Source organism: Streptomyces sp. NPDC005774, assembly GCF_042871645.1.
Classification (GTDB): domain Bacteria; phylum Actinomycetota; class Actinomycetes; order Streptomycetales; family Streptomycetaceae; genus Streptomyces; species Streptomyces pratens.
Window position 1 is genome coordinate 27,492 of the sequence record NZ_JBIAIV010000056.1, and the last position, 14,577, is coordinate 42,068.

Consider the following 14,577-nt stretch of genomic DNA (forward strand, 5'->3'; position numbering starts at 1 on the left):
TCAGCCCTCCTGAGGGCCACCTGTCTCCTTGTCGTCCGCCGCCGCCTCGGTGCCTTCCTCGGCCTGCTTGCCCGGCTGGGCACCCGGCTGCGGCTCGGCCACCGCCACCCGCGCGGGGCGGATGGTGCGTTCGCCGATGCGGTACCCGGGCTGCAGGACCGCCACGCACGTCGTCTCGGTGACGTCCGGGGCGTAGGAGTGCATCAGGGCCTCGTGGATCGTCGGGTCGAAGGGCTCGCCCTCCTTGCCGAACACCTGCAGGCCCATCTTCGCCACGGTCGACTCCAGCGACTCGGCGACGGACTTGAACCCGCCGACCAGCTCGCCGTGCTCCCGCGCCCGCCCGATGTCGTCGAGCACGGGCAGGAGCTCGGTCATGAGGTTCACCGCGGCGACCTCCTTGACCGCGATCCGGTCGCGCTCGACCCGGCGGCGGTAGTTCTGGTACTCGGCCTGGAGCCGCTGGAGGTCCGCGGTGCGCTCGCTGAGCGCCGTACGCACCTGGTCCAGCTGGGCCACCAGCCCGGCGTCGGGACCCGAGTCCCCGGCCGGGGCCGCCGCCTCCTCCGTGGAGGGGGTGGCGGCCTTCGGCTCGGCCTCGTCGGCCGGAACGCCTGAGGGGACGTCGGGCTGCTGCGACTGCTCGTCGAAGCCCGGGGTCTCCTCGGTCACGCCGCACCGTCCTTACGTTCGTCGTCCACGATCTCGGCATCGACCACATCGTCGTCCGCCTTGGCCTCACCGGCACCCGCACCGGCTCCGCCGGCCGCCTGGGATGCCTGCGCGTCGGCGTACATGGCCTGGCCCAGCTTCTGGGAGACGGCCGCGACCTTCTCCGTGGCGGTGCGGATCTCGGCGGCGTCCTCGCCCTTGAGCTTTTCCTTCAGCTCGGTGACGGCGGCCTCGACCTCGGTCTTGATCTCGCCGGGGACCTTGTCCTCGTTGTCCGCGAGGAACTTCTCGGTCTGGTAGACGAGCTGCTCGCCCTGGTTGCGGGACTCGGCGGCCTCGCGGCGCTGGTGGTCCTCCTCCGCGTACCGCTCGGCCTCCTCACGCATGCGGTCGACCTCGTCCTTCGGGAGCGAGGAGCCGCCGGTGACGGTCATCTTCTGCTCCTTTCCGGTACCGAGGTCCTTCGCCGTGACGTGCATGATGCCGTTGGCGTCGATGTCGAAGGAGACCTCGATCTGCGGGACGCCGCGCGGCGCCGGCGGCAGACCGGTCAGCTCGAACATGCCGAGCTTCTTGTTGTACGCCGCGATCTCGCGCTCGCCCTGGTAGACCTGGATCTGCACCGACGGCTGGTTGTCCTCGGCCGTGGTGAAGATCTCGGAGCGCTTCGTCGGGATCGTGGTGTTGCGCTCGATCAGCTTGGTCATGATGCCGCCCTTGGTCTCGATACCGAGGGACAGCGGGGTGACGTCGAGCAGCAGGACGTCCTTGACCTCGCCCTTGAGGACACCGGCCTGGAGCGCGGCGCCGATCGAGACGACCTCGTCCGGGTTCACACCCTTGTTGGCCTCCTTGCCGCCGGTCATCCCCTTGACGAGCTCGGCGACGGCGGGCATACGGGTGGAGCCACCGACCAGGACGACGTGGTCGATCTCGGACAGCGCGATACCGGCGTCCTTGACGACGTTGTTGAACGGCGTCTTGCAGCGCTCCAGCAGGTCCGCGGTCAGCTGCTGGAACTGGGCGCGGGTCAGCTTCTCGTCGAGGTGCAGGGGGCCCTCGGCGGAGGCGGTGATGTAGGGCAGGTTGATCGTGGTCTCGGTGGACGAGGACAGCTCGATCTTGGCCTTCTCGGCGGCCTCACGGAGGCGCTGGAGCGCCATCTTGTCCTTGCCCAGGTCCACGCCGTGCCCGGACTGGAACTGCTTGACCAGGTAGTCGACGACGCGCTGGTCCCAGTCGTCACCACCGAGGTTGTTGTCACCGTTGGTGGCCTTCACCTCGACGACGCCGTCACCGATCTCGAGGAGGGAGACGTCGAACGTACCGCCACCGAGGTCGAAGACCAGGATGACCTGCTCGTCCTTGTCGAGGCCGTACGCCAGCGCGGCGGCCGTCGGCTCGTTGACGATGCGCAGCACCTTCAGACCGGCGATCTCGCCGGCCTCCTTGGTCGCCTGGCGCTCCGCGTCGTTGAAGTACGCCGGGACGGTGATGACCGCGTCGGTCACCTTCTCGCCCAGGTACGCCTCGGCGTCCCGCTTCAGCTTCTGGAGCACGAAGGCGCTCATCTGCTGCGGGTTGAAGTCCTTGCCGTCCAGGTTGATCTTCCAGTCGGTGCCCATGTGGCGCTTGACCGACCGGATGGTCCTGTCGACGTTGGTCACGGCCTGACGCTTGGCCACCTCACCGACCAGCACCTCGCCGTTCTTCGCGAAGGCGACGACGGAAGGCGTGGTCCTGGCGCCCTCGGCGTTGGTGATGACGGTGGGCTCGCCGCCCTCCAGAACGCTGACGACGGAGTTAGTCGTGCCCAGGTCGATGCCGACCGCACGTGCCATTTCGATTCCTCCAGCTGACTTGAGTGGAACAGACTCAAGCATGCCTGACGTCCGGCGCCGGGTCAACAGAACTGAGTCGGCATGACTCAACTCTTATCCGTTCCTTACGCGCAACCAGGCGCCGACCTGCGGTTCCGCGCGAGGACGCAACGGGAGCCACCCGCCAGGAGCAGGCCACCGGCGGCCTCGACGGCGACGTCGCGGCGACGCCACTCGGCGACCGGGCGGGCGACGGCACGCGGTGGCGCGCGAAAGCCTCGCGCGCGACACGGAGGCGCCGCACGGAGACAGCGGGGGCACCCACGGGCCGCCGGGACGGTGGCGCCAGGACGGCGGTATACGGATACAAGTGTGCGTCACGGATATAAGTTAGTGACGTATGCCCCGCTTTGGCGGTCGTCGCGCGGCCGCACCGGGGGCGCCCCAAGGCAAGCCTCAGCGATTCAGATCACCCCGCACCCGACTACAGTGCGGCTGGGGTCGGGGGTAGTCTCAGACCGACCACATAAGTTACCGCTTAGTAATGTCGGGAATCCCATGGCAGGGACCCCCGGCACAACCCTCGCAGGCCCGAGGAGCCCCCATGCAACTCGCCGCGATCATCGTGTCGCTGGTCCTGGCCGTGGTCGGCGCTGCCCTGCTCGCGCGCGCGATCGGCCAGTTCGTCCGGTACTTCAAGCTGGGCCAGCCGGTCCCGGCCGGCACCCGGACCGACAATCCCTACCAGCGCAGTGTGACCCTGGTACGGGAGTTCCTCGGCCACACGCGCATGAACCGGTGGGGTGTCGTCGGCATCGCCCACTGGTTCGTGGCCGTCGGCTTCCTGACGCTGCCGCCGACCCTCGCCCAGGCGTTCGGCCAGCTCTTCCGGGCCGACTGGACGCTGCCGGTCATCGGCGGCTTCCTGCCGTTCGAGATGTACATCGAGTTCATCGGCGTGATGACCGTGCTCGGCATCGCCGTGCTCATCGTCATCCGTCTGCTGAGCCTGCCGTCGCGTCCGGGCCGCAAGTCCCGCTTCGCCGGCTCCAAGTCGGGTCAGGCGTACTTCGTCGAGTACGTCATCCTCACCATCGGCCTCGCCATCTACGTGCTGCGCGGCCTCGAGGGCGCGCTGCACCACGTGGCCGGCTACGAGGCGGCGTACTTCGCCTCGTACCCGCTGGTGCTGGCCTTCGACGGCCTGTCCGTCGAGACGCTGCAGAACCTGGTCTACCTGGTCGCCATGATCAAGATCGGGACCTCGTTCGTGTGGATGATCGTGGTCTCGCTCAACATGAACATGGGTGTGGCCTGGCACCGCTTCCTCGCCTTCCCGAACATCTGGTTCAAGCGCGAGGCCGACGGCGACGTCGCCCTCGGCGCGCTGCAGCCGATGACGTCGGGCGGCAAGCCGATCGACTTCACCGACCCCGGTGACGACGACGTCTTCGGCGTCTCCCAGGTCGAGCAGTTCTCCTGGAAGGGCCTGCTGGACTTCTCCACCTGCACCGAGTGCGGGCGCTGCCAGTCGCAGTGCCCCGCCTGGAACACCGGCAAGCCGCTCTCCCCCAAGCTGCTGATCATGTCGCTGCGCGACCACGCGCACGCCAAGGCCCCCTACCTGCTGGCCGGCGGCGGCAAGACGACGGAGGGCGAGGAGAAGGCATCGGCCGAGGAGCAGCTGGCCGGCGTCCCGGTGGCCGCCCTCGCGGAGGCCGAGCGCCCGCTGATCGGCACCCTCGAAGAGAATGGCGTCATCGACCCCGACGTCCTGTGGTCCTGCACCACCTGCGGCGCCTGCGTCGAGCAGTGCCCGGTCGACATCGAGCACATCGACCACATCGTCGACATGCGCCGCTACCAGGTGATGATCGAGAGCTCCTTCCCGTCCGAGGCGGGCACGATGCTCAAGAACCTGGAGAAGAAGGGCAACCCCTGGGGCCTGGCCAAGAAGCAGCGCCTTCAGTGGCTCAAGGAGCTCGACTTCGAGGTCCCGGTCGTCGGCAAGGACATCGAGGACCTCACCGAGGTCGAGTACCTGTACTGGGTCGGCTGCGCCGGCGCCCTCGAGGACCGCGCCAAGAAGACCACCAAGGCCTTCGCCGAGCTGCTGCACATCGCGGGCGTCACGTTCGCGATCATGGGCGGCGACGAGAAGTGCACCGGTGACTCCGCCCGCCGCCTCGGCAACGAGCCCCTGTTCCAGGAGCTCGGCATGGAGAACGTCATGTCGCTGAACACGGCCTTCGGCGAGGAGACGGACGACGAGGGCAACGTCACCGAGGAGTCGCGCAAGCCCAAGTCGGCGAAGAAGATCGTCGCCACCTGCCCGCACTGCCTCAACACCCTCGGCAACGAGTACCCGCAGCTCGGCGGCGACTACGAGGTCATCCACCACACCCAGCTGCTCCAGCACCTCATCGACGAGGGCAAGCTGATCCCGGTCACCCCGGTCGAGGGCCTCATCACCTACCACGACCCGTGCTACCTGGGCCGGCACAACAAGATCTACACGCCTCCGCGCGAGATCATCGCCAACGTCCCGGGCCTGCGCAACGAGGAGATGCACCGCCACAAGGAGCGTGGCTTCTGCTGCGGCGCCGGCGGCGCGCGGATGTGGATGGAGGAGCGGATCGGCAAGCGCATCAACGACGAACGCGTCGACGAGGCCCTCGCCCTGAACCCCGACATCATCTCCACCGCCTGCCCGTTCTGCCTGGTCATGCTGACCGACTCGGTCAACGGCAAGAAGAACGACGGCAAGGCCAAGGAGTCCATCCAGGTCGTCGACGTCGCCCAGCTCCTGCTGGAGTCTGTCAAGACGCCGCTCGACCCCGCCGGTGAGGCGGAGAGCGAGAACACCCCGGAGCCCGAGCCGGTGAAGTAACCGGCACGGCCGCCCCACTCCCAGCGCCCCGTCCCGGCTCCGGCCGGTGACGGGGCGCTGTCGTGCGCCACGGGCGCCGGGTTCCCTGGGGGAAGCGGTCGAAGAATGGCCGGTACGTGAATCGGGGGTGGCCGTGCGGTGGTCGCCCGCCGTCGATCTTCCGAGACCGTCCACAACCCCTCTGAACAGGCCTGTTCCATGGCTACGCGGCCCACGAACGCGGCAACGGAGGTGGCGTGAGCGCCCCTCGGCGGGGGCGGCTCATGGTGCGGAAGCGGCAGAAGACCACGGACACCCACAGCGGCAGCGGCGGCCTCCCGTCACCGCTGCGCGACGGGAACGCGCGTCCCGCCCCGGCGGGTGGCGAGCAGTCCCCCGGACCGGCACCGTCCGGCCCCTCCGCCCTGTCCCCGCAGGCGCTGCAGGCCCTCCAGCGGACCGCCGGCAAATCCGCCGTCGCCCACGCACTGGACCGGCGCCCGCTCACCGAGTCCCCCATCGGGCCGGACCGGACCGGACGCCGCCCCGCCGTACCGTCGACCATCGAGGAACACGGGAATCCGGGCCGTCGGGCGGCCCGGCGTCCGGTCGGCACCCTCCCCGCCATCGGCGAGCGTCCCGCCCCCGGCTCCCGCCGCACCCGCACCCCGCGCGTCCCTGCCGCACCCGCCGTCGCGATCCCTCTCGGCCTGCCGCCCTACCTGCGGGGACTGGCCGCGCCGGGACTGTCCACGACGTACGGACTGACCGGGCACGCGTTCGTGACGGAACGGCTGGCCGAGGTGACCGGTACCGCCGAGGACACCGTGGCGGAGATCGGCAAGGAGCTGACGGGCCGCCCGGAGTCGTTCTACGGCCGGGGGCGCGCCTTCTCCGTCCAGGGGGCGGACGGCCGCGGCTGGTACGAGGTCACCGTCGGCATCGGCCCGGAACCCATGGAGCAGCCCCCGGCAACGCGGCCCGCCTCCACGACCCGGAGATGCTCCTGCCCGACGGGACGTAGAACCCGGCCAAGGCATCCGGCGGGACCGGCAGGCCTGGCGGAGCCGAAGTGCCCAGCGGGACCGGCAGGACCCGCGAGGCCGAAGTGTCCAGCGGACCCGGCAGGACCGGCAGGACCGGCAGGACCGGCAGGACCGGCAGGACCGGCAGGACCGGCAGGACCGGCAGGACCGGCAGGACCGGCAGGACCGGCGACGGTGTCAGGCTGCCCCAGCCGGTGCGCCGGGAGGCAGGGCTGTGGGGAGTTCGGTGCGGCGGCGGATGCCGAGTTTGCGGTAGGTGGCCGTCAGGTGGGTCTCCACCGTGCGCCGGGCGAGGTGGAGCAGAGCGGCTATCTCCGCGTTCGTCCGGCCCTCGGCGGCGAGGCCGGCGATGCGGCGCTCGCTGTCGGTGAGCGCGGCGGGGCCGGTCCGCGGGGCGCCCGCGCGCCGGGCACCGCCCTCGTGGAGCAGCCCCTCGGCGACGGTGCGCAGCCGGACCGCGCCGAGGCGTTCGGCGCGCTCCACCGCCTCGCGCAGCGGTTCCCGGGCGCGGGAGCGTTCCCCCGAGGCGGCCAGTCGGCGGCCGTGGGAGACCAGGGCCGAGATCAGCTCCGTACCGACCGGCCCCTCGCGCAGGACCTCGACCGCGCGGCCGGTGAGTTGCAGCCCGCGCCGGCCGCCGGTCGCCTCACCCAGCACGCGCAGGGCGCGGCCCAGGACGCGCGGGGTGTGCCACACCTCGGCGAGCCGCAGTTCCTCCTCGGCGAGGGCCAGCGCCTCCCGCGGCCGGCCGAGCGCCAGCCGGCATTCGGCGGCGCCGATGCGCCAGGGGGCGACCACGGACCTGGCCGCCTCATGGGCCACCTGACGCCGTCCGCACTCCAGGAAGTCGTCCAGGGCCGCCGCCGGGTCCCCGGCGGCGGCGCGCAGCACCCCCCGCGCGTACAGGAAGCGGTGGGTTCTCCAGGAGTCCGGTGCCGTCCGCGGGTCGAACCCGTCCACGAGGCGGGCCGCTTCCTCCAGCCGGCCCGTCTCCACCAGCGCGATCACGGCCTGCGTGTGCGCGCTGGTCGGCCCGGTCACGGGCTGCCGGGCCCCCGGGGCGGCGAGCACGGTGGCGAAGTCCGCGCGGGCCGCCGCGAGATCCACCCGCACGTCGAGCAGGACATGGTGCATGGGGTGCAGCAGGAAGGATCCCAGCGTGTCCAGTGCGCGCCGCACCAGGCCTTCGGCCTCGTCGAGTTCGTCGGCCCACTGGGCCACGGCGGCGGCCGTGCAGAGCAGGAACGGCTCGGCGAGCGAATCGGCCGGCTCCTCGAGCAGTCCGCGGATCCGGGCCATCGCGTCCCGGGAGGAGACCAGACCGGCCGTCGCCTCGTACCGCACGATCAGTGCCTGGTGGGCCGCGCCGAGCAGGTCCGGGGTGTCTCCGTCGGGCCCGCGCCGCCGCCGGTACTCCTCCCGCAGGGCGCCCAGTTCGTGGTCCGAGATCAGTACGGCGACGGCGCGCAGCGTGCGTACCAGGTCCGGGTGGTCCGTCAGCCGGGCCTCCTCCGTACGGAGCATGCGGAGCGCCGCCGAGGTCTCACCGCTGCGGGAGAGCGCCGTGGCCAGGGCCACCATCGCCCGTACCAGGTCCCGGGAGCTGCCCGGGAGCCGTACGGCTTCCGTGAGCCGGGTGATGCCGCCGGACGGGTGCTCGGCGCACTCCAGGGAACCCAGTTGGATGAGGACGGTGGCCCGGCGGCCGGGCCCCATCGGCTCGTCCAGGGCGCGCCGCAGGAACGCCACAGCGGCTCGCGCGCGGCCGGCGCGGACCTCGGCGGCCGCCGCCTGGACCAGTAAGTCGACGGCCCACGGCTCGGCCACCACGGAGGCGTGCGCCAGGTACCAGGCCACCACGGCGACGTCGGCACCCCGGCGCATCAGCTCCTCGGCGGCGGTGCGGTGGGCCGCCCTGCGCCGGCCGCTCGTCCAGCCGCTCAGCACCGCGTCGCGCAGCAGCGGATGCGTGTACCGGGGCAGTCCGTCCGCGTCCTGGCGCAGCAGCCCCAGGCGGGTCATCGCGGTGAGCCAGCCCGCGACGCGGGCCGCGTCCACCTGGGCCATCCTGGCGATGACCTGGGCCTGGACTTCGCGGTGTTCGGCGGCGCAGGTCCCCGGCCACCCGTCCCTCACGGGCACTCCGCCGTCCGCCGCCGGCGCCCCGTCCCCCGTGGACGGCGCCCGCGTGGCACGTGCCCCGGTCTCCGTGGTGACGCGGGCGTCCGGGAGGGTCCGCGCGCCGGGGGCCGCCCATGCTCCCCCGGTCTCCAGTACGGCCAGGGCGCGGGCGACCGCGGACGTCGCACCGCCGGCACTGGCCAGCCACCAGGAGACGGCGTCCGGGTATCCGCCCGGGTACAGGGCGGCGCAGGTGTCCGGCAGCTCCGCGGGCGGGGCGGGCTCGCCGGCCCCGCCCCCGGACGCCAGGTCGTCCAGCAGGGCACGCAACAGCAGCGGGTTGCCCGCGCCGGCCCGTACGCAGTCGGCCACCCGGCCGGGCCCGGCTCCCGGGAAGGCGGCGCGGACCAGTTCCGCGGCCGTTTCGGCGCTCAGCGGGGCGAGGGTGTGGGTGCGCACGAGGTCGGGCGGGAGCGCGTGGGCGAGACCGGCGTCGGGCGGGTCGATGTCGTACTGGCAGCGCTCGGTGACCACCAGGAGCACCGGCAGCCGGTCGAGGCGCCGGGCCACCTCGGTCAGCCAGCGGCGCGAGGACGGGTCGGCGGCGTGCACGTCGTCGACCGCCACGAACAGCGGGGCACGGTCCGCCTGCCGCCGCAGCAGCCGCCACAGCCGGGCGCTGTACGCGCGTGGGTCCGCGATGCCTGGGCCTGCGGTGCCGGGGTCTGCGGTGCCGGGGTCCGCGATGCCGAGGCCTGCGGTGCCGGGGTCCCCTGGCCCCGTCTCCCCGCACCCGGCCGGGACGTCGTCAGTGAAGTCCATTTCTTCGCATAGGAGTTGACGGATGGTGGCCCAGTGGGTCCCGGTGTCCTCCGGGGTGCAGCGCGCGCGCAGCACCCGCATCCCCAGGGCCGCCGCCTGCTCGGCGGCGGCCTCCAGGAGCGCGGTGCGGCCGGTGCCGGTGGCTCCGCGCAGCAGGACCAGACGACCGGATCCCCCACAGGCACGTTCGGCCGACGCGGCCAGCAGCCGCAGGGCGTCATCCCGTTCGCTGAGGGATTCCACTGGGGACAACAGTTCCTCCTGGGCCGGGCGGGTCATGATCGGTGAACGGGCGGGTCATCGTCGGTGAACGGGTGGGCAGGGGGCGGACCACCAGGGCTCACCCGAACGAGCGGGTGGCGAACGGGAAGCCGGGCGGGGAGGCGCGCCGCCGCCCACCGGGGAAGACGCAGGAATCGGTCCGACGGCTGCCCCAAGGGACCTGGCAATACGGCCTCTTGGGGCACGAAGCAAGGATGGGGGAGTGAATCCCGGGCAAAGGTATGGACGCGGGACGCCGGGTCGTGTTGCATTCCCGCAGAGCCGGGACATGCCTCCCGGCCACCGCATCCGGCACGGCCGAGGCGTACCCGACGGGGCCCGGCCGGTGACCGGCGTGCGTGATCTCGTGGTGCGTCTCGTGGTTCTCCACGATTGTCCGCACCCCACCCCGCACAGGAATGTGGAACCGGAACATCGGACCCGGGCGCCCCAGTAGTGCCCAGAACTCGGGTATGGGGATTCGGTTGCGCAGCTCGTACGGCACCGCGGAGGCCTCCCAGGCGGCCGAGCAGGCACCCCGGATTCCGGTGGTGGTCGACGCACCGGACCCCATCTCACGGGCCGGAGCGGTCAGCGAACTCCGCAGACATCCGGTGATCGATCTGGTGGACGACGGCCGTAACGGTCCGGGCACCGTGGCCCTCCTGATCAACGACCATCTGGACGAGGGCCTGTTGACCCGCATGCGCAAACTCGTGCGCAGCGACGGCAGCCGGGCCGTGCTCGTGGTCGGCGCGATCCGGGAGACCGAGCTCCTCGACGTGGTCGAATGCGGGGTCGGTGCCATCGTCTGGCGCCACGAGGCCACCGCGCACCGGATGGTGCGGGCCGTCGTGGCGGCCTCCCGGGGCGACGGGGACCTGCCCGCGGACCTGCTGGGCCGGCTGATCAACCAGGTGGGCACGCTGCACCGCGCCTCGGCGGGCCACCCCGGAGGCGTTGCCGCCGGGCTGACGGCCCGTGAGGTCGATGTCCTGAGGCTCGTCTCCGAAGGTCTGGACACCGGAGAAATCGCCGGCAAACTCTCGTACTCCGAACGCACGGTCAAGAACGTGTTGCACGGACTCACCACCCGGTTGCACCTCCGCAACCGTGCGCACGCTGTCGCGTACGCCCTTCGGGAAGGCTACATCTGACCGAACGGGCAATCGAGTTGCCCCCCTCGGGTAGGCCCCGTGCCCCGTCCCCGTGCCGGAGTGTCCGCGGCACGGCGCGCCCACGGGCAGGATCGGTAGAGCTCGGCGGCCCGGCGGGTCCGGCAGCCGGAGAGCCGCGGAACGGCAGAGCAGGAGTACGACGGTGATCCACGAGGTGGACGAGGTCCTGAAGAGGCTCCTCGAAGGCGGGGCCCTGGCCGGCTCCGGCATCGAGGTGTCGCTGGACGCCCCGACCCGGGACTGGGCGGCCCGCCGTAACGCGCCCGCCATCAACGCCTACCTCTACGACATCCGTGAGGAGGTCGCGCGGCGCGAACGCGGCACGGTCGCGGTCACCGACGACCGCGGCCAGGTGGTACGGCGCCGCCAACCGCCGCGCTGGTTCCGGCTGTCGTATCTGGTCACCGCCTGGACCAAGCAGCCGCAGGACGAACACCGCCTGCTGTCCGCCGTGCTGGCCACCCTGCTGCCCCGCGAAATCCTGCCGCCCAGCGAACTTCCCGGCGCCCTGGGCGCGTTGGGGCTTTCGATACCGCTGACGGTGGCCGGCACCCAGACCGAGTCACGGTCCCTCGCCGAGATCTGGTCCGCGCTCGGCGGTGAACTCAAGCCGTCGCTCGACCTGGTCGTGGTCGCCCCGTTCCCGGCCTTCCCGGAGTACGACGCCGGCCCGCCGGTCACCCAGGGCGCGGCCGTACGGGTCCGCGCGGTCGACGGCACCCTGGACGACTCGCCCGAGCGCAGCCACCGTCCGCACCAGATCGAGCGAGGGAAGCGGCACCGTTGAACAGCTACGACCCGGGGAACGGCTACGACCACGACCCGGCCGAGGCGCTCCTGGAGCACGTCCTACGGCTCCGGGAACGCGTCGCCCTGCTGGTCGAGCACCGCGCCGCCGGCGACCCGACCGCCGGCGACCCGCTCCGCGGCCTCTACCTGTCCGAGGAAGCCGTCCGGCACCACCTCCGCACCTCCTCCCACCTGGCCCCCGCCACACCTGACACATACGACGGCTCCGACGGCAACGAGGGCAACGACGGCCCCGACGGCGAACTTCCCGGCGACCGCCTCGGGCCGCTCGCGCGGCGACTCGGCCTGCGTCCGCTGGAGGTGTCGGTGCTGCTCCTGGCACTCGCCCCTGACCTGGACCGCTCCTTCGAGCCTCTCTACGGCTACCTCAACGACGACGTCGGCCGCCGCCGCGCCACCATCGGGCTCGCCCTGGACCTGTGCGGCGCCCCCGTGCACCGGCCCGAGGCCCGCGCCGTCTTCCACTCCTCGGCCCCCCTGCGGTCCCTGGCCCTGCTCGGCGTCGACGAGCCGGAGCGTCCGTTCCTCAGCCGGTCGCTGCGGGTCCCGGGCCGTCTTCTCGCCCACCTCCTCGGCGACGACACCCCGGATCCCTCCCTCGCCGGGCGGGTACGCCCGCTCACCGTGCCGGCCCCCGCGGACGGGCCCGGCAGTGACACGTTCGCCGGGCGGCTCGCCGCACGACTGGCCGCCGCACCACTCACCGTCTACCTGCGCGAACACCGCGACGGCGAAGGCCTGGTCCACGCCGCGCGGGCCCTTCCCGGCGGCGCCCTGCACTACTCCCCCCAGGGGCCGCACGCCGAGGAACCGCTGGGTGCTCTGCTGCGCGAGGCCCGGCTGCGGGACCGCGCCGTGGTCGTGTCCCCGCTTCCCGACGATCCCGGGGCACTGGTGCGGGCACTGTCGGTGCCCGACGTGCCCGTGGTGTTCACCGGCTCCCGGCCGTACGACCCGGAGTGGTGCGACCACGATCCCCTCGTCCTGGACGCCCCCCGGCTGGGCGCCGGCGCCGTGGACACCTGGTCGGCGGCACTGGACGCCGGGGCAGAACCGGACGTCCGTGCGGGCACACCGGCCGGGCCCCCCGGCCCTGCCGCCGATCCCCCCGCCTCTGCCGATCCGCCCGGCCCCAGCACCCCCGCCGGACCCGACGGCTCCCTCGGCTTCGACCTCGCCGCCACCGTGGCCCCGTACCACCTGAGCGCGGACCGGGTGCTGCGGGCCGCGCGGGCCGCCCGGGGCCTCGCCGCGTTCGACGGCACCGCGCTCACCCCCGACCATCTCAGGCTCGCCGCGCGCCAGCAGTCGGCGTCGGGGCTGGAGCGGCACGCCCGGCGGATCCGGCCGGCGGTGGACTGGGGCGACCTGGTACTGCCCGAGACTCCGCTGACGCAGCTGCGGGAGCTGGCCCAGCGGGCCCGCAACCGCGACCGGGTGCTCGGCGACTGGCGGCTCAGTGCCGGCGGCGGCCGGGGCCGGGGTGTGCTGGGACTGTTCGCCGGCGAGTCCGGCACGGGCAAGACGCTGTCCGCCGAGGTCGTCGCCGCCGAACTGGGGCTGGACATGTACGTCGTGCGGTTGTCCTCGGTCGTGGACAAGTACGTCGGCGAGACCGAGAAGAACCTGGAGCGCATCTTCTCCGAGGCGGACCGCACCGACGCCGTCCTGCTCTTCGACGAGGCGGACGCCGTCTTCGGCAAACGGTCCGAGGTCAAGGACTCGCACGACCGGTACGCCAACATGGAGAGCGCGTACCTGCTGCAGCGCCTGGAGTCCTTCGACGGCATCGCGCTGCTCACCACCAACCTGCGGGCGAACATCGACGAGGCGTTCACCCGGCGGCTGGACCTGGTGGTCGACTTCCCGTTCCCGGACGCCGGTCAGCGGCTCGCGCTGTGGCGGCACAGCCTCTCCCACGTGCCGTGCGCGGACGGCATCGACCCGCACCGGGCGGCGCGGGACTTCGAGCTGGCCGGTGGTTCCATCCGCAGCGCCGTGGTCACCGCCGCCTACGCGGCCGCGGACCGGGGCGGCCCGGTCACCACAGCCGACCTGCTGGAGGGCGCGCGCCGGGAGTACCGCAAGGCGGGGCGGCTTGTACCGGGCGAGGGCACCTGGTGACGAGGGCGCGCCGCGCCCCCACCGGACCGAGCGTGACCGGACCGGCCGTGACCGGCCTTCCCCTCAGGGGCGGCCGGGCCACGCTCGGTCCGGTTCGCGTCCGGTCCGTGTCCGGTCCGTGTCCGGTCAGACCGTCCTCACGAGCCATTTCTGGTTGTCCAGGCCCGTGCACGTCCACAGCAGGAGCTTCGTGCCGTTGGCGGTCCCGTGCTCGTCGGCGTCGACGCACTTGTCCGCCTGCGGGTTGACGAGATCGCGATCCGGGCTCCTCGCGATCGTCTGAGCGGGGTTGCCGCTGCACCGGGCCAGCTGGATCTGGGCGCCGTCCTCCGTGGAACCCCAGGCCACGTCCATGCACATCTCCATGGAGCGGACGGTGCCGTCGCCCTGGAAGCTCCACCGCTGGTTGGGGGCCTCGTCGTCGCAGTCCCGCAGTTCCAGACCGGTGCCGTCCTGCGCCTTGCCCTTCTTCAGCGGAACGGTGACGCATCGCCCGGAGCTCACGCCCACGATGAAGTCGCCGACCAGCTCGACCTTTTCGGCCTCGACCTCGGCTTGGCCTTCCCCGCCACCGCCACCGCCACCGCCGGCCTCCGGCTTCTCCTTCTTCTCGGCGCCCGCGCCGTCGGAATCCCCGCTGTCCTCGGGCTTCTCCTGCTCGGGCGCCCGCGCCTCCACCGACGGTTCGGCGGGGGTCACGACGGTCGGCGCGGACAGCGCGGGGCTCGGAGCGGGAATTCTGTCGGCGCCGGCCTCCACCATCTGTTCGGTGGCCAGGGAGCGCACGTCGGGCTTGTAGGACAGCCAGATCACCACGAACGCGATCGCCAGGGCCAGGAACAGCCCCATCATCG

At 72.4% G+C, this 14,577-nt stretch carries 8 protein-coding genes; 4 read left to right on the forward strand and 4 right to left on the reverse strand.

Translation table 11 applies throughout. The features are described from left to right. Complete coding sequence (grpE, locus tag ACFYQA_RS33320; RefSeq protein ID WP_388926044.1) at nt 1-672, reverse strand: nucleotide exchange factor GrpE; 672 nt, start codon at nt 670-672, stop codon at nt 1-3. Continuing rightward, a complete protein-coding gene (gene dnaK, locus ACFYQA_RS33325; protein WP_388926046.1) occupies nt 669-2,513 on the reverse strand; it encodes a molecular chaperone DnaK in 1,845 nt (614 codons plus the stop codon). Before dnaK ends, grpE begins: the two co-directional genes overlap by 4 nt. A 583-nt stretch (nt 2,514-3,096) precedes the next feature. Here dnaK and ACFYQA_RS33330 point away from each other — a divergent pair. After that, nucleotides 3,097-5,382, forward strand: coding sequence for a heterodisulfide reductase-related iron-sulfur binding cluster (locus tag ACFYQA_RS33330; protein ID WP_388926049.1), 2,286 nt, complete (start codon nt 3,097-3,099; stop codon nt 5,380-5,382). A 1,202-nt stretch (nt 5,383-6,584) separates the two neighbouring features. On the opposite strand, the gene ACFYQA_RS33335 is transcribed toward ACFYQA_RS33330, so the two are convergent. Further along, entirely contained in the window at nt 6,585-9,602 is a 3,018-nt protein-coding gene (locus ACFYQA_RS33335; protein WP_388926052.1) for an AAA family ATPase, read from the reverse strand. Between the two features lie 482 nt (nt 9,603-10,084). Here ACFYQA_RS33335 and ACFYQA_RS33340 point away from each other — a divergent pair, with 482 nt between their 5' ends. The 3 genes from ACFYQA_RS33340 to ACFYQA_RS33350 all read left to right on the forward strand — a co-directional run bounded on the left by ACFYQA_RS33340 (nt 10,085) and on the right by ACFYQA_RS33350 (nt 13,723). Next, entirely contained in the window at nt 10,085-10,768 is a 684-nt protein-coding gene (locus tag ACFYQA_RS33340; protein ID WP_388926055.1) for a LuxR C-terminal-related transcriptional regulator, read from the forward strand. 163 nt (nt 10,769-10,931) lie between these two features. After that, nucleotides 10,932-11,576: a DUF4255 domain-containing protein gene (locus ACFYQA_RS33345; protein ID WP_386393102.1), complete on the forward strand. Its 645-nt coding sequence runs from the start codon at nt 10,932-10,934 to the stop codon at nt 11,574-11,576. Further along, on the forward strand, nt 11,573-13,723 hold the full coding sequence (locus ACFYQA_RS33350) for an ATP-binding protein (protein ID WP_388926058.1): 2,151 nt from the start codon (nt 11,573-11,575) through the stop codon (nt 13,721-13,723). The genes ACFYQA_RS33345 and ACFYQA_RS33350 overlap by 4 nt, the downstream gene beginning before the upstream one ends. 126 nt (nt 13,724-13,849) lie before the next feature. Here ACFYQA_RS33350 and ACFYQA_RS33355 read toward each other — a convergent pair. Next, nucleotides 13,850-14,577 (reverse strand): ricin-type beta-trefoil lectin domain protein (locus ACFYQA_RS33355; RefSeq protein ID WP_388926061.1); only part of this gene is annotated, 728 nt, incomplete at its 5' end.